15 protein-coding genes are annotated in these 14,266 nt (G+C 71.6%); 9 read left to right on the forward strand and 6 right to left on the reverse strand.

Going from position 1 to position 14,266, the window contains the following annotated elements; all coding sequences use genetic code 11:
* Positions 1 to 384: 384 nt before the first annotated feature.
* From ACLBX8_RS23305 to ACLBX8_RS23315, 3 genes are all read right to left on the reverse strand, one after another.
* Positions 385 to 618 carry a hypothetical protein gene (locus tag ACLBX8_RS23305; protein WP_020095857.1) on the reverse strand — a complete coding sequence of 78 codons (234 nt, stop codon included), beginning with the start codon at positions 616 to 618 and terminating at the stop codon, positions 385 to 387.
* Positions 619 to 923: 305 nt separating this feature from the next.
* The gene (locus ACLBX8_RS23310) at positions 924 to 1,046 is read right to left on the reverse strand and encodes a hypothetical protein (RefSeq protein WP_331297492.1); all 123 of its coding nucleotides are present in this window, start codon (positions 1,044 to 1,046) and stop codon (positions 924 to 926) included.
* Positions 1,047 to 1,262: 216 nt separating this feature from the next.
* Positions 1,263 to 1,430, reverse strand: a complete 168-nt coding sequence (locus ACLBX8_RS23315; RefSeq protein ID WP_020095859.1) for a hypothetical protein — start codon at positions 1,428 to 1,430, stop codon at positions 1,263 to 1,265.
* Between the two features lie 412 nt (positions 1,431 to 1,842).
* Between ACLBX8_RS23315 and ACLBX8_RS23320 the strand changes: the two genes are divergently transcribed.
* Together ACLBX8_RS23320 and ACLBX8_RS23325 are read left to right on the forward strand one after the other, a co-directional pair.
* The gene (locus ACLBX8_RS23320) at positions 1,843 to 2,061 is read left to right on the forward strand and encodes a hypothetical protein (RefSeq protein WP_020095860.1); all 219 of its coding nucleotides are present in this window, start codon (positions 1,843 to 1,845) and stop codon (positions 2,059 to 2,061) included.
* Positions 2,062 to 2,340: 279 nt separating this feature from the next.
* Positions 2,341 to 2,631 carry a hypothetical protein gene (locus ACLBX8_RS23325; protein WP_026605349.1) on the forward strand — a complete coding sequence of 97 codons (291 nt, stop codon included), beginning with the start codon at positions 2,341 to 2,343 and terminating at the stop codon, positions 2,629 to 2,631.
* Positions 2,632 to 2,692: 61 nt separating this feature from the next.
* Here ACLBX8_RS23325 and ACLBX8_RS23330 read toward each other — a convergent pair whose 3' ends face one another.
* Complete coding sequence (locus tag ACLBX8_RS23330) at positions 2,693 to 3,607, reverse strand: manganese catalase family protein (RefSeq protein ID WP_010685278.1); 915 nt, start codon at positions 3,605 to 3,607, stop codon at positions 2,693 to 2,695.
* 223 nt (positions 3,608 to 3,830) lie between these two features.
* Between ACLBX8_RS23330 and ACLBX8_RS23335 the strand changes: the two genes are divergently transcribed.
* The 7 genes from ACLBX8_RS23335 to ACLBX8_RS23365 all read left to right on the forward strand — a co-directional run bounded on the left by ACLBX8_RS23335 (position 3,831) and on the right by ACLBX8_RS23365 (position 11,350).
* Positions 3,831 to 4,040 (forward strand): hypothetical protein, encoded by a 210-nt coding sequence (locus ACLBX8_RS23335; protein ID WP_020095863.1) that lies wholly within the window; start codon positions 3,831 to 3,833, stop codon positions 4,038 to 4,040.
* Between the two features lie 131 nt (positions 4,041 to 4,171).
* Positions 4,172 to 5,344, forward strand: a complete 1,173-nt coding sequence (locus tag ACLBX8_RS23340; protein WP_447700314.1) for an alpha/beta fold hydrolase — start codon at positions 4,172 to 4,174, stop codon at positions 5,342 to 5,344.
* A gap of 129 nt (positions 5,345 to 5,473) precedes the next feature.
* Positions 5,474 to 6,775 carry an MFS transporter gene (locus ACLBX8_RS23345; protein ID WP_447700313.1) on the forward strand — a complete coding sequence of 434 codons (1,302 nt, stop codon included), beginning with the start codon at positions 5,474 to 5,476 and terminating at the stop codon, positions 6,773 to 6,775.
* 235 nt (positions 6,776 to 7,010) lie between these two features.
* Positions 7,011 to 8,429, forward strand: a complete 1,419-nt coding sequence (locus tag ACLBX8_RS23350; protein ID WP_447715796.1) for an FAD-binding oxidoreductase — start codon at positions 7,011 to 7,013, stop codon at positions 8,427 to 8,429.
* A 429-nt stretch (positions 8,430 to 8,858) separates the two neighbouring features.
* Positions 8,859 to 10,160, forward strand: a complete 1,302-nt coding sequence (gene oxlT, locus ACLBX8_RS23355) for an oxalate/formate MFS antiporter (RefSeq protein WP_091682085.1) — start codon at positions 8,859 to 8,861, stop codon at positions 10,158 to 10,160.
* A 279-nt stretch (positions 10,161 to 10,439) separates the two neighbouring features.
* Complete coding sequence (locus ACLBX8_RS23360; protein WP_020095868.1) at positions 10,440 to 11,141, forward strand: GntR family transcriptional regulator; 702 nt, start codon at positions 10,440 to 10,442, stop codon at positions 11,139 to 11,141.
* A gap of 26 nt (positions 11,142 to 11,167) precedes the next feature.
* Positions 11,168 to 11,350: a hypothetical protein gene (locus ACLBX8_RS23365; RefSeq protein WP_020095869.1), complete on the forward strand. Its 183-nt coding sequence runs from the start codon at positions 11,168 to 11,170 to the stop codon at positions 11,348 to 11,350.
* Between the two features lie 50 nt (positions 11,351 to 11,400).
* Here ACLBX8_RS23365 and ACLBX8_RS23370 read toward each other — a convergent pair whose 3' ends face one another.
* Positions 11,401 to 12,756, reverse strand: a complete 1,356-nt coding sequence (locus ACLBX8_RS23370) for a peptidoglycan-binding protein (RefSeq protein WP_056524238.1) — start codon at positions 12,754 to 12,756, stop codon at positions 11,401 to 11,403.
* A 184-nt stretch (positions 12,757 to 12,940) separates the two neighbouring features.
* On the reverse strand, positions 12,941 to 14,245 hold the full coding sequence (locus ACLBX8_RS23375; protein ID WP_447715797.1) for a cytochrome P450: 1,305 nt from the start codon (positions 14,243 to 14,245) through the stop codon (positions 12,941 to 12,943).
* Between the last annotated feature and the right edge of the window lie 21 nt (positions 14,246 to 14,266).

Genomic DNA, 14,266 nt, shown 5'->3' on the forward strand with positions numbered 1-14,266 from the left:
GCACCGCGGAACCGTTCGGCGCGCGTTCAGGCGGCGACGGTCAGCGAGACGGCCGCCGGGCCCGTCTCGCTCACGCGAAATGGGCCGGCAGGCTGAGGGCCTGCGCGTAGGTCACGAGGGCGACCGCGCCGGCGATCAGAGTCGCGGCCAGGGCAATGCGGTTGGTCCAGGTCATCGTCGTCTCCATCGGGTTCGCGACTGTGTTCGCGGTGTGATCCCGATGTACGCCCAAGCTTTCAGGTCCGGCGTGTCCCGGAACACCTGCAGGGCCACCGCTCGCGCACGGATCCCGGGCCGCGCACCGGCCGGAGGCGGGCTGGGAGGCCGCCTCCGGGCTCGGAGGGCCCCGCAGAGCGGGACGGGACCCTGATCCGCCGGCCCGCTCTATCCAGCCCCCGCGCCCTGATCCGCGTTGGAGGCGACCGTGAAACCCTCGCGATCGAAGACGGTGTAGAGGATGCCGGCCGGATCGAGGCCGAGACCCCCGATATGCGCGATCGCCGCTTCCTTGGCCTCGGCCAGCGTGCTGAACGGGTCCGGCAGCTGATACATCCGTGAGGCCTGCTCGGCGCCGTCGATCCGCACCGGCGGCGTGGTGATCTCGACCGTGTAGGGCACGACGACTGTCCGCCTCGACCTAGTGGAACACGCCGAGGAAATACAGCAACAGGATGATCGGCAGCGGGATTCCCAGCAGCCACAGCAATCCACCGCGCAGCATTCGCGCCTCCTCTATGTCGACAATCGCACCGAAATATCGGCCGGTTCGAGATTGGAACGCGCGAACATCGGAAAGGGATGCACAATACTGGTGCGAATGCTCGGAGCGCACCTTCGGTAGAGCTGCGTGAGATCTGCAGGCGTCCCGCCCCGCGCGGATGGCCGTCCGCGCCCGACCTCCGCCCGGCCGCGGCTGGGACGGCTCAGCGATGCAGCGCGGCGATCCAGTCCCTCAGCGGATCCACCACGTAGGCCATCCAGGTCCGCGCCCAGGCCAGGGCAGGGCGGTTCGCGTCGATCGGCCGGGCGGCCATCAGGGCCGCCACGTAGGCGTCCTCCTGGGGCTTGCACGCGTCCAGGGCGCCCCGCTCCCGGCTGGGCCTGCTCCGGTGCGCCGGCTGCCGGTCGAAGGCCTCGCGGACGCAGCCGTGCCACGCCCGCTCCAGGCCGGCAGGTCGGCCGGCTCCGCTGCCAGCGCCGCGGCGGGCTCGGCCCCCGCCAGGGCCGCGAGGAGCGTCAGGCCGGCCGCGAGGGGCGAGCGTCTACTCATCCGACGCGCGCTCCGTCTGCGGGGCCGCGTCGGCGAGGGTCATCGCGCGCGCGGCCGTGCGCAACTCGTGGCGGGCCACGCCGTCCGCGAGCGCGACGAGGGCGACGAGCACGAGCCCCAGCATGAGGAGACGGCGGATGGTCGGGGCGGGGATGAGCATCTAGGGCGCCTCAGGGAGACGTCCGCACCGTAGCGGAGCCGTCGCGCGCCGGCTGCCACTCCGATGCCACATGAGTACGGAAAGCGAACGTCCGTCCACGAAATCCCGGCGGGAGCGCCCCGGCGCGCCCGCGAGTCGCGGATGCCGGCCATCGCCGCGCCGGATCGAGCCGCGGTGCCGGGCGCGCCCAAAAGGGGCCGGTCCGGCGCGACGAAGAGACCTCGCGCTCGATCCGATACTGACGATTGTGCGGCGTCGCACGCATTCGCGGCAACCGCCGGCCTAACATCCATGTTGAAGGATGACATTCGGCCCGACAGAGCCGAGGCGATCAAGACCGCCGGAACGACGATCTTCCTCACTCGCGACAGTTGACCGGATGACTTCGTGCCGAAGTCAGAAGAGGTTTGCCATGACCGTCCGCCTGTTCGCTGCCGCCGCGCTCGCCGCGACCCTCGCCGCCGCCCTCGCGACGCCCGCCTCCGCGCAGGGATCCGCCGCACGCCACGGCCTGTCCGACGTCACCGCGGTGATGCTGCCCGAGATCTCCGTCACCTACCACCGGCCCGTGCCGGCCGACCGCTCCGCCGGCCCGCACGTCGCCGGCCCGGCCGGCCGCCAGCCGCGCTGACCGGTCAGGCCCGGCGCCCGCAGGATTGCCGGCCTTCCGCGATCTGACCTGCACGAGGCCTGTACGGTGCCCGCATGATGCCTGGCGAGGAGGGCGCGTCTCACGGCGCAAAGGCAGATCTCGATCCGGTCGGGCCGGGCGGCGACGCGCATTCGCCGAGCGCGCCCGGTCGACATGCACGCGCGATTAGTGTTGACGGCCGTCAATGCTATGCTCGGTGGTCCGTCCACGGTATGCATCGACTTCAGGAGCGCGCCGGGACGCGAAGGGCCGATTGCTATGACACGCTTGACCGTCGCCGCGCTGGTGTTCGCCCTCGCAAGTCCCGCGATCGTCGCGCAGGCCCAGCAGGACATCCCGATCCAGCAGGATCTCAAGCGCATGGATCGCCTCGATCAACGGCTCGGGCGCGAGGATACCGAGTTGAAGGTCGACCCCAACGTGACGCCGGACAATCCGGACGGTGTCGTCGGCTTCGACGGACCTCCGTTCAACTACGGGGATCCCGGCGTGATGGGTGACGGCCCCCTCCCGCCGGGATCGCCCGCCGACGACGACGACTGGTACTGACCGGGGACGGCGCGGCCCGCGGTTCTGAGACCGCGGGGCCCTGCCCGGTTCTCAGCGCGCCTCAGCGCCCCTTCTTGTAGAGCTTGCTGGCGATCTCGAAGATCTCCTCGGGGGCGTAGTTGGGCGCGAAGGCCCCGTAATTGCCGTCGAGTTCCGGGATCTTGCCGCCCTCCGGCAGGCCGTCGACGACCTCCAGGTTGCCGGGCGGATCCCCCGGCAGCGCGACCTCGTCGTTCGACCAGACGCCGGCCGCTTCCTTGTAGTCGTCCGGGCTGAAGCGGTAGAGGCGCCGGTGCGAGCCCTCCTGCAGATACTTCTGGCACTCCGGAATCTTGTCGAGAACGATGTTCGGGGTCGGCAGCATCTTCTCGATCTCGACGCCGGTCAGCTTCTTGAGCGCCAGCGCGTAGGCGTGCGCGTGCACCGAACCGCGCACGAGCAGGTAGCCGCAGACCTCGCGGCCGGTCGGGTCCTTCAGGGTCTCGTACACGCGCAGCTTGTGCAGGCGCGCGCCGCACTCCAGGTGGAAGTTGTGCAGCAGGTCGATGATAATGTTGCCCGTCGTCGTCACCATGTCGACGTTCCAGGACTGCGCGTTGGAATTGACCGGCGTCGCGCCGCCGCCGTTGCTCAGGAAGCTGCCGGCGAGCCGGATGTCCTGCATGTCGTGGAACGGGGCCTTCGAGACGTCGACCTCCTCGGTGTCGTCGCCGGGGCCGTTGTTGAGCATCGCGATGCCGGTCGAGACCAGCTCCACGTGCCCGAGTTCCTCGGCGAAGATGCTCGACACGAGGCTGTAGAAGGGGCGCAGCTTCGACTTGTTGCGGAAATTGAAGCTCTGGAACATGTAGTTCCCGAGGGTCGACATCTCCCCGTACTTGCCGCCGAGCAGCTCCTGCAGCGCGGCCGCCGCGTTGGGATCGGGCTTCTTCGGCTGTGGCAGTTCGGCCTGAAGGCGGTCGAGCTTCATGAACATGCGAGCAGCTCCGTTCGCGCGGGGTGCGCATGACGGCATCTTCCCGCACGGACGATTGTTCCTGCGGCTGAGACGGGGCGCCCCGCGGGCGGTCTCCCGGCGGCCGGTGCCATCCGGCTGTGGACAGGGGCCTCGGCGCGGGCGCCCGGCCGCCATCCTTTCCGGAGCGGTAACCATGCCGGTCCTACCAGCCGCGACCCCGGACGGTGAGGCAGGTGGACGAATGGGCGACGACGTGGCGGCGATCCTGTTGACCCTCGTGACCGAGAATTCCGAGTTGCGCGAGCAGCTCGCCAGCGCGCAGGACATGCTGATGGAGACGGCCATCGATGCCGGGCAACTCCATGCCCGGATCCAGGGCCTGGAGGCCGAGCGCGACGCGTGGCGGGCCGAGGCCGGGCACCGGCAGGCCCGCGCCGCCCTGACCGCCTGACGGTTCGGCGGCGCGCCGACCGGGCGCGGAGGTGGGGCAGGGCCGGATGCGCGCGGGTCGGATTTCGCGGTCGGATCGCGGAGCGTGTACGCTCGGCGGCCGTCGAACAATCGGCACGGGAGCGCGCGCCCATGGTGACGAACGTCCTGCCCCCGCTCGATCCGGCCGCCCTCCCGGCCGGAATCCGCGCCCGCTTCGTCGAGGGCGTCAACGGCCTGCGCATGCACGTGCTGGAGGCGGGCGACGGCGGTCCCGACCGCCCGCTCATCCTCCTGGTGCACGGCTTCCCCGAGATCGCCTATTCCTGGCGGAAGGTCATGCCGGCGCTGGCCGCGGCGGGCTACCACGTCGTCGCCCCCGACCTCCGGGGCTACGGCCGCACCGCGGACGCGCCGGTCGCCTTCGCGGACGACCTCGCGCCCTACCGGCTGCACAACCTTCTCCTCGACCTGCTGTGCCTGATGAGCGCCCTGAAGCGCGACAGGGTCGCGGCGCTCGTCGGACACGATTACGGGTCCTGGGTCTGCGGCTACTGCGCCCTGGCGCGGCCCGATCTCTTCGGCATGGTCGCCCTCATGAGCGCGCCCTTCGCGGGGGCGCCGGGGCTCGACGCCCTGGCCCGCGGCCTCCGGACGCCGGCCGACGACCCGATCCACGCGGCGCTGGCCGCCCTGCCGCGCCCGCGCACGCACTACCACCGCTACTACGCGACGCGCCGCGCCGCCGCCGACATGGAGCGCAGTCCCCAGGGCCTCGCCGCGTTCCTGCGCGCCTATTTCCACCACAAGAGCGCGGACTGGCCGGACAATCGACCCCGCGCGCTCGCCGGCTGGACGGCCGAGGCCCTCGCCGAGATGCCGACCTACTACGTGATGGATGAAGGCCGGACGATGCCCGCGACCGTGGCGCCGGAGATGCCGGAGCGGGGCGGCGCGGACTGCGCCTGGCTGACGGAGGCGGAACTCGCCGTCTACGCGGCCGAGTACGCGCGCTCCGGCTTCCAGGGCGCGCTCCAGGGCTACCGGTGCCGCATGGATGGCAGCATCGACCGCGACCTCGCGCGGTTCGCCGGCCGGCGGATCGAGGTCCCCCTCCTGTTCGTGTCCGGGGCGCGCGACTGGGGCCCGTTCCAGGCGCCGGGCGCGCTGGAGCGCATGAAGGAGGCCGCCGGCGCGGGCCTGGTCGGCTGCCACTTCGTGGCGGGGGCGGGGCACTGGGTTCAGCAGGAGCAGCCCCGGGCCGTCGCGGACCTCCTGCTCGACGCGCTCGGTCGCGGCGGGGCCGGATCCCGCCCCGGCGCGTAGGCGCCCGCCGCCGCACCGCGTCCGCTCCTATCGGGCCGCCGACGGCCCGGCTATGTCTCCCGCCAACCGACCGGAGGCCCGGTCGGATCGGGCGCCCGGCGTCCGTTCCGGATCCTCGAGGGGGCGACGATGGATGTGGAAGCGCGCGCCATCCGGCGGGTCAGCAGGCGGCTCCTGCCCCTCCTGATCACCTGCTACTTCATCTCCTACCTCGACCGGGTCAATGTCGGCTTCGCCGCGCTGACCATGAACGGGGACCTCGGCATCTCCGCCACGGCCTACGGGCTCGGGGCCGGTATCTTCTTCCTGAGCTACTTCGTCTTCGAGGTGCCGTCGAACCTGATCTTGGAGCGGGTCGGGGCGCGGGTGTGGATCGCCCGCATCATGCTCACCTGGGGGCTCCTGTCGGGCGCGATGGCCTTCATCGTCGGCGAGAAGAGCTTCTACGCCGTGCGCCTGCTGCTGGGCGCCGCGGAGGCCGGGTTCTTCCCCGGCATCATCTTCTACCTCACGCTGTGGTTCCCCGCGCGCTACCGCGCGCGCATCATCGGCGCCTTCATGGCCGCGGTCCCGCTCTCGAGCGTCATCGGCTCGCCGGTCTCGGGGGCGCTGCTGGGCCTCGACGGGGTCTGGGGCTTCAAGGGCTGGCAGTGGCTCTACGTCCTCGAGGCGCTGCCCGCCGTCATCCTCGCGGGGATCGTCCTGGCGTTCCTGACGGACCGGCCGGCGCAGGCGGCCTGGCTGCCCGAGGACGAGCGCGCGTGGCTCACCGAGCGCCTCGCGCAGGAGCGGCGGGCGCGCGAATCCGCCCGCCGCTACAGCGTCGCGGAGGCGCTCCTCGACCGGCGCGTGCTCGCCGTCGCCTTCGTGTATTTCGGCAACGTGGCGCTGCTCTACGGGCTCAGCTTCTTCCTGCCGCAGATCGTCAAGGGCTTCGACCTCACGAACGTCCAGACGGGTCTCGTCAGCCTCATCCCCTTCGCGATCGGGATCGTCGGCATGCTCGCCCTCGGGCGCTCCTCGGACCGCAGGGGCGAGCGCAAGGGGCACGCGGCCTTCGCGCTCCTGCTCGCGGCCGGCGGCACGGCCGCGGCGGCGCTGGTCTCCGATCCCTACGCCAAGATGGCCCTGTTCAGCGTCTCGGCCTTCGGCATCTTCGGCGGCCTCCCGGTGATCTGGACGCTGCCCACCGCCTACCTGTCCGGCGCCGCGGCGGCCGGCGGCATCGCCATCATCAACGCCCTCGGCAACCTCTCCGGCTTCGCCGCGCCCTACGCGGTCGGCGCGATCAAGGACGCCACCGGCACCTTCACGGGCGGCCTCCTCCTCATCGCGGCGGCCGGCCTCGCCGCCATGGTGACGGTCCTCTGCCTCACCCACGACCGGCACCTGGAGCAGGCCGCGGCGCGCGGCGCGCGGGCGGCGGAGTAGGCGCGGCGGGGCAGACGCGGCGGGGCAGACGCGGCGGGTGAACGCGACCCGGGGGGAGGGGGCAGCGCCGCCGCCCCGCCGCGCCCGGGTGGCGGGCGGCCGCCGATCGACCTACGGTCGCGTTGCTAGGTCCTCCCGGCGGAGGCCATGTCGCAGGGCCGCGCCCCCCCCCGGGACACGCCGTCCCCGGCGCCGTCCCCGGCGACGCCCCAGTTCGAGCCCATCGGAGCAGCCCATGAACGCCCCCGTTCCCGCCCCGCGGACCCGCCCGGACGCGGCGACGATCGCGGGTCTCGCCGAGGCCCTGCGGGCCGTGCTCGGGGACCGGGTGACGGCGAGCCCGGCGGTGCGCGAGCAGCACGCCAACCAGCTCACCTGGGCGCCGTGCGAGCCGCCGGACCTCGTGGTCTTCCCGCACTCCACCGCGGAGGTGCAGGCCGTCGTGCGCGCCTGTGCCGAGCGCGACGTGCCGATCGTGCCCTACGGCGTCGGCACCTCCCTCGAGGGCCACGTCAACGCGCCGTTCGGCGGCGTCTCGATCGACACGGGGGCGATGAACCGCGTCCGCGCGGTCCATGCCGACGACCTCGACTGCACGGTCGAGGCCGGCGTCACCCGCAGGGCGCTGAACGCGTACCTGCGCGACACCGGCCTGTTCTTCCCCATCGATCCCGGGGCGGACGCCACGATCGGCGGGATGGCGGCGACGCGGGCGTCGGGCACCAACGCCGTGCGCTACGGGACGATGAAGGACGCGGTGCTCGGGCTCACCGCGGTGATGCCGAACGGCGACATCGTCACGACCGCCCGGCGGGCGCGCAAGTCGTCGGCCGGCTACGATCTCACCCGGCTCCTCGTCGGCTCGGAGGGCACCCTCGGGATCATCACCGAGGTCACGCTGCGCCTGCACGGCATCCCCGAGGCGATCTCGGCGGGCATCTGCCCGTTCCCCTCGATCAAGGCGGCCTGCGACGCCACGATCCTGACGATCCAGTCCGGCATCCCGGTCGCGCGCATCGAGCTGCTCGACGAGGTGCAGGTGGCGGCCTGCAACCGCTACTCGAAGCTCGCCCTGCCGGAGACCCCGCTGCTCCTCGTGGAGTTCCACGGCACGGACGCGGGCGTGCGCGAGCAGGCCGAGCGGTTCGGCGAGATCGCCGCCGATCTCGGCGGCGGCCCGTTCGACTGGGCGACCGGGGCCGACGAGCGCGCGCGCCTCTGGCAGGCGCGCCACGACGTGTACTGGGCCTCGGTCGCGCTGCGGCCGGGCCCCACGATCAAGAACATGTCGACCGACGTCTGCGTGCCGATCTCGCGGCTCGCGGAATGCGTGGAGGCGACGAAGCGCGACATCGCCGCGACCGGGCTCACGGCGCCGATCGCCGGCCATGTCGGCGACGGCAACTTCCACACCCTGCCGCTCGTCGATGCCGACAGCCCCAAGGAGATGTCCGCGGTGGCCGGCTTCCTCGACCGGCTCGTCGCCCGCGCGCTGGACCTGGGCGGCACCTGCACGGGCGAGCACGGGATCGGCCAGAAGAAGATGCGCTTCATGGAAAGCGAGCACGGGCCAGAGGCGCTCGGCCTCATGCGGACCCTGAAGCGCGCGATCGACCCCCGGAACCTCATGAATCCCGGCAAGCTGATTCCCTGACGCGCCCCGCGACCCGGCGCCGCCGTCCGCGTCGCCCGTCGATCCCTCCGATCCGGGCCGATCGTCTGCATCGGTGCCGTTCAGGGCCGAGCGATCACGTCGTCCGATCCTCAAAGCTGGGGATCGCGCCGACGCCGCGGGGCGGGTCTCAGATGGCGCCGGCACACCGAGGACGGGCGCCCGCGAGAGCGGCGGCCGGCCGCGCGATCCGTTAGCACGCGCGAGATCGCCCTCTAATCCCGAATTCTCGGCCGAAACGGATGAATTATTCTGCTTGCCATACGTTCCTGGCACACAGAATAATGCATGCCGCCGTGCCAATTTCGGAACCCGACATAAGGTTCCGGCGCGGGCAAGGAATTCGTCGGCGTGCACGCCAATCCTATAGCACGCCGCTGAATGTCAGCGCAGGAATGAGGGAGGAAGCTCATGGCCATGCCAAATGCCACGCCGGCTACGGCAGTACCCAGTACAAATCGATGGCTGCAGATCGTGCTCGGCGTGATCTGCATGGTTGCAGCGGCGAACATCCAGTATGCCTGGACGCTGTTCGTCCCCGAGATTCAGAAGACCTTCGGCTGGGACCGCGCCGCGATCCAGGTCGCCTTCACGATCTTCGTCGTCGTCCAGACCTGGCTGACCCCGATCGAGGGTTACTTCATCGATAAGTACGGTCCGAGCCGCGTCGTCATGTTCGGCGGTCTGATGACGGGCCTGGCCTGGGTCATCAACTCCTACGCCACCAGCCTGAGCGGCTTCTACCTCGGCTCGGTGGCCGGCGGTATCGGCGTCGGCTGCGTCTACGCCACCTGCGTCAACAACGCGCTCAAGTGGTTCCCGGACAAGCGCGGCCTCGCGGTCGGCCTCACGGCGGGCGGCTACGGCGCCGGCTCGGCGCTCACCATCCTGCCGATCGCCAAGATGATCGACGGCGGCAACTACGCCCAGGCCTTCTTCGTCTTCGGCCTGATCCAGGGCGCCATCATCATCGCCGCCGCCATCGCCATGCGCGCCCCGCGCAAGGATCAGGTGCCGTTCTCCACCAAGGTCCTGCAGTCGCGGCGCGACTACACCCTGGGCGAGGCGCTGCGCACCCCCGTGTTCTACGTGATGCTGCTGATGTTCACCTGCACGGTGACGGGCGGCCTGATGGCCGTGGCCCAGCTCGGCGTGATCGCGCAGGATCTCGGGGTGAAGAACTTCCAGGTCAACCTGTACTTCTTCGCCATGGCCGCGCTGCCCTTCGCGCTGATGCTCGACCGGATCATGAACGGCATCTCGCGCCCCCTCTTCGGGTTCGTCTCGGACCGGATCGGCCGTGAGAAGACGATGTTCATCGCGTTCGCGATGGAGGGTATCGGCATCGTGGCGCTGGGCTACTTCGGCTCCAACCCGTGGGCCTTCGTGATCCTGTCCGGTGTGGTGTTCCTGGCCTGGGGCGAGGTCTACTCGCTGTTCAGCGCCACCGCCGCCGACACCTTCGGCTCGAAGCATATCGGCAAGATCTACGGCGTGCTCTACTGCGCCAAGGGCTTCGCCGCGCTGTTCGTGCCGGTGGGCAACCTGATCATGCAGGCGACCGGCACCTGGGCGACCGTCCTCTACACGGTGGCGACCATGGACCTGATCGCCGCCGTCCTGGCGATCGCGGTCCTGCGGCCGATGCTCAAGCAGCACCACGCGGCGAACAACGACGCGGCGGCTCCGGCGATGAAGCTGGCCCACGCCTGAGCGACGGCCCCGGCCGCTCCGCGGCCGGGGCGAAGCCTCCCCGACCCGGCTCCGGAATTCCGGAGTCGGGTCGGCCAGCACCGGGCAGCTGGCCCGCACGGAGACCGTCTCGTCGAGACGCAGGGCGCCGCGGACGATCGCGCATGTTCGGGCGCGCATCGACGATCGGGCGAGGGGCGGCTGTCCTGGCGCCTCGCTCTCACGCGATAGCCCGGCCGCGCTCGGCGCCATTCCAGGACCTGAGGCCAGAATCCATTCTCGCGTTCCCGGAGTTCGACTGTGCTGCAGCCTTCCGAGACCTCTCTGGGTCTAGCCTCGATCGGACAGACCCTGAGTCTGCGTGAACAGGCCTACGACAGCATCAAGCAATCGATCCTGGCGATGGATCTCTACGCCGGATCGGCGCAGATCCGGCTGCACGAACACCAGATCGCGCAGGATCTCGGCATCAGCCGCACGCCGGTCCGGGAAGCCCTGACGCTCCTGGAGCGGGAGGGCTTCGTGTCCACGGTGCCGCGCCGCGGCCTCTTCGTAACGCGCAAGAACAAGCGCGAGATCGTCGAGATGATCACCGTCTGGGCCGCGCTCGAAGGCATGGCGGCCCATGCCGCCGCACGGAACGCCGAGGATGCCGATCTCCGCGCGCTCGGCAGGGCCTTCGAGGCGTTCGATATCGCGACTCTGCCCGACCATCTGAAGGCCTACGACGAGGCCAACCTCGACTTCCATCGGACGATCATCCGTCTCGGCGGCTGCGGGTTGATGGTCGAGATGACGACCAACCTGTTCATCCACATGCGGGCGATCCGGTCGGCCTTCCTCCATCGGGCCGGGAGGCTCGAGGACTCGATGCGCGAGCATGCTGCCATCATCGCCGCCTTGCAGGCACGCGACGCGGATCGGGCCGCGATCCTCGTCCGCGATCACGCGCTCGGGCTGATCGCCCATGTCGAGGCGCACTGGGTTTGGCCAGAGGGGTGAGAGGCACCTCTGACGGAGGACCACCGATGCTACCGTCCGTTCAGACGACCGATCTGCTCGGCCTCGGCTTCCTGATCATCGGGCTCGCCGCAGCTGGGATCGCCAGCGCGAGCCGGTCCGCGCGTTTCGCAGAGGAGCCGCGCGAGGAGCTCGCGGGCGGGGCTCTGCTGGTGGCGATCCTCGGCCTCGCCTTCGTGCTCGCCGAGTGAGCGGGCGCGGCGCGTCGTGAGCGCCGCCCGTCCCGGAGAACCGCCGCGCGCTACGGGGTCGCCTGCCCCGCGCGTGCGTTCCACTTCTCGAACTTCCCGAGCGCGCCCCACGCCGTCAGCCCGATGAAGATCGGCATCGTGTAGGGGCTCAGCCCGAAGGCGGGCGTGAGCTGTGCGAGCACCTGCCCGAGACCGGTGTTGAGCGGCACCTGGGACAGGATCTGCGTGGCGACGGCGCCGATGATGCCGATCGCCGACTTCTTGCCGGAGAGCAGCTGCCCGATCGTCTGCCCGAGCGCGCCGTTGACCGGCCCGAGGACCGCGCCGTCGGGACGCGCCGCGGGCGGGCCGGGCAAGATCGGGGCGGTCGGGAGGCGCGCACCGTCGATCTGTCGGCGCAGGGCCTGGAGGAACTCGTCGAGCCGCGCCGCGACGTCGGCGGGCGGCGCGGCCGGCGCGATCACCACCGGGGGCATCGAGGCAGGTTGCATCGGGGCGGGCTGCATCGGGGTGACCGCCCTCGCGGCGAGCTGTCGCTCCAGGTCCTGGATCCGCGTCAGCACCGCGTGGTCCGGCGCCGCCGGCCGCAGCGCCTCCTGGATGGCGGCGATCGTGCGCGCGTCCGCGAGGCCGGTATCGTCCAGACCGCACCGCGCCTGGAACGTCGCGACGGCCGTCATGGTCCGCGGCCCGTTCCGGCCGTCCTCGACGAGGGGCGGTGTCGCGCCGAGGCGATTGAGCGATTGCTGGACCCAGAGCGTGCTGTCGGCGAGTTCGTCGTCGGGCTCGCGGGACACGGCCGCCTCGACGGCGCGCGGCGCCGCGAGCGCGACCGTCGCGTCGAGGTCGATGAGGCTCCGCAGGATCACCGCGGTGCCGATCTGCGTGTCGACCACGTTCGGGTCGAACACGTGGTCGCGCACGAACTTGCCGCCGCGCGCGCCCGGCGGCCCGTAGGCCGTCGATCCGCCCCAGAGATACGGCGAGTTCACGCCCCGGCCGTGGTAGCCGTAGCCGTTGAAGCCCTCGAGCCGGTAGAGGGCCCGCGCGACGCTCCAGTCGCCGAGCCCGACCAGGCCCTGGAGGCGCAGCGCGTCGACCGCCCCTTCGACGAAGGCCTGCGGCCCCGTGAACGGCCCGCGCCCCTTCGGGACGATCGTGGTGCGCCGTCCGAGCTTCTGTCCGTTGCCGAGATACGTGTCGAAATCGAAGGTCGATTCCCGGTAGTGGCAGAGCCCGATGAACCACCAGGGCACGCCGGTGCGCGCCTCGATCTCCTGGTAGCGCGGCTTGCCGGCGGCGAGCTGCTGCGCGAGCTTGCGCACGGTCGCGAGCTTCTCCGGCCGGATCTGGAGCGACGCCCAGGTCCGCTCGTAGCCGTCCTGAAAATCCTGGAAGGATGCCATGTCGATGCTCCGGGCTCTGCGGTGACGAAGCCTTGATGGGACGGCCGGCACCTGCGCGCCGCCGGGCGCCGATCGGGCGGGCCTCCGGGCGACGCCCCGGATCCGGGCGCGCGCGGTCGCGCGCCGCCCGGGCTCGCGACGGAGGGACCGGGCGCGGTGTCGGCGACGTCCCGCGCGCGCCGGGCTAACCGAGCCCGGCGGCCCCCGCCGGCCGGCCGGCGCAGGAGATCCGGAACGCGGTCGGGAACGGCGTGCCCCCGTCCTCAACCGCGCCCTCGGCCCGCACGGCGTCGCGCAGGAGGATGCGGCGAACGATCTCCGGGACCATCGCGCCCGCCACGTAGCGGCCGAGGCACTCGTGATGGCCCCGGCCGAAATGGAGATAGGTCTGCTCCGGGCGGGCCGGGTCGAAGCGGTCCGGGTCGGGCACGCCGGTCGCGTCGAACATCGCCGACAGGCTGAGGGGCAGGACGACCCGGCCCTTGGCGATCCGGCTCTCGGCCGGGCTGCCCCGGCCGAGCACGTGGTCGGTCTCCGCCTGGCGGAACATGAAGGCGACGATCGGCGCGAAGCGCAGCGCCTCCCACACGTAGCCGTCGAAGGCGGCGGGTCCGGTCCGGGCGGCCGCGCGGGCCGCCGCGAGGACCTGCGGCCGGCCGAGGAGCTCCGCGAGAGCGTGCACCACCGCCTCCGACGTGGTCTCGATGGCCCCGATCAGCAGGCCGCCGACGTTGATGACGACGCGGTCCATGCCGAAGCCGGTCGCCGCCGGCAGGTGCAGCCGGAGCAGCCGGGTGAGGACGTCGTCGGGCAGGTCGGCACCGGCCTCGATCGCCGCGACGCGCGCCGGGATGATCCTGGCGAAGGCCGCCCGCATCTCCTGGCGCGCCAGATCCGCCGCCGCGTGGATCGCGTCGGCGTCCGGGCGCTCGTCGAAGGGGAGGTTGTTGAACTGGTCGAACTGGTTCGCGTACGACCAGCGCAGCAGGTCGGCATCGGGCGCCGCGAACCCGAAGAAGCGCTGCACGATCCGCAGCGGGACGCGGCGCGAGATCGACGCCACGACGTCGATGGATCCGCCGCCCTGGTCGAGGCCCGCGTCGAGGCCCGCGTCGAGGGCCGCGTCGGTCTCGGCGCCCGCCAGAGCGCGGATCGCCGGGAGGTCGCGCCAGGACAGCACGGCCCGCATGACCGCCTTGTCGCGGTAATTCACCTCCGTGCCGTCGAGCGCCAGCATGAACTCGCCCATCTTGGGCTTGTAGAGCGCGACGGAGAAGACCTGCGGCAGGGACAGGATCTCCTCGACCTCGGCGCGGCCGGCGACGAGGATGGCCGCGCCGCAATCCAGGGCGGTCCGTCGCGCGCGCAGCTGCGCGAAGAAGGGCCGGGGCGCGCGGGCGATCCAGTCCCGGGCGCGCTGCCAGCGCTCCGCCACCGGCAGGGCCTCCAGGAAGGCGAGGCAGGGCGTCTCGGGAGCGGCGGCGCGCATGCACGACCTCCTGTGGCGTTC

It is taken from the genome of Methylobacterium sp. D48H, assembly GCF_053345715.1.

Coding starts and splice junctions, on each gene's coding strand:
- oxlT (WP_091682085.1), top strand. CDS start 8,859: ATGGCCATGCCAAATGCCACGCCGGCTACGGCAGTACCCAGTACAAAT.
- ACLBX8_RS23345 (WP_447700313.1), top strand. CDS start 5,474: ATGGATGTGGAAGCGCGCGCCATCCGGCGGGTCAGCAGGCGGCTCCTG.
- ACLBX8_RS23335 (WP_020095863.1), top strand. CDS start 3,831: ATGGGCGACGACGTGGCGGCGATCCTGTTGACCCTCGTGACCGAGAAT.
- ACLBX8_RS23370 (WP_056524238.1), bottom strand. CDS start 12,756: ATGGCATCCTTCCAGGATTTTCAGGACGGCTACGAGCGGACCTGGGCG.
- ACLBX8_RS23315 (WP_020095859.1), bottom strand. CDS start 1,430: ATGCTCATCCCCGCCCCGACCATCCGCCGTCTCCTCATGCTGGGGCTC.
- ACLBX8_RS23340 (WP_447700314.1), top strand. CDS start 4,172: ATGGTGACGAACGTCCTGCCCCCGCTCGATCCGGCCGCCCTCCCGGCC.
- ACLBX8_RS23375 (WP_447715797.1), bottom strand. CDS start 14,245: ATGCGCGCCGCCGCTCCCGAGACGCCCTGCCTCGCCTTCCTGGAGGCC.
- ACLBX8_RS23350 (WP_447715796.1), top strand. CDS start 7,011: ATGAACGCCCCCGTTCCCGCCCCGCGGACCCGCCCGGACGCGGCGACG.
- ACLBX8_RS23330 (WP_010685278.1), bottom strand. CDS start 3,607: ATGTTCATGAAGCTCGACCGCCTTCAGGCCGAACTGCCACAGCCGAAG.
- ACLBX8_RS23320 (WP_020095860.1), top strand. CDS start 1,843: ATGACCGTCCGCCTGTTCGCTGCCGCCGCGCTCGCCGCGACCCTCGCC.
- ACLBX8_RS23325 (WP_026605349.1), top strand. CDS start 2,341: ATGACACGCTTGACCGTCGCCGCGCTGGTGTTCGCCCTCGCAAGTCCC.
- ACLBX8_RS23365 (WP_020095869.1), top strand. CDS start 11,168: ATGCTACCGTCCGTTCAGACGACCGATCTGCTCGGCCTCGGCTTCCTG.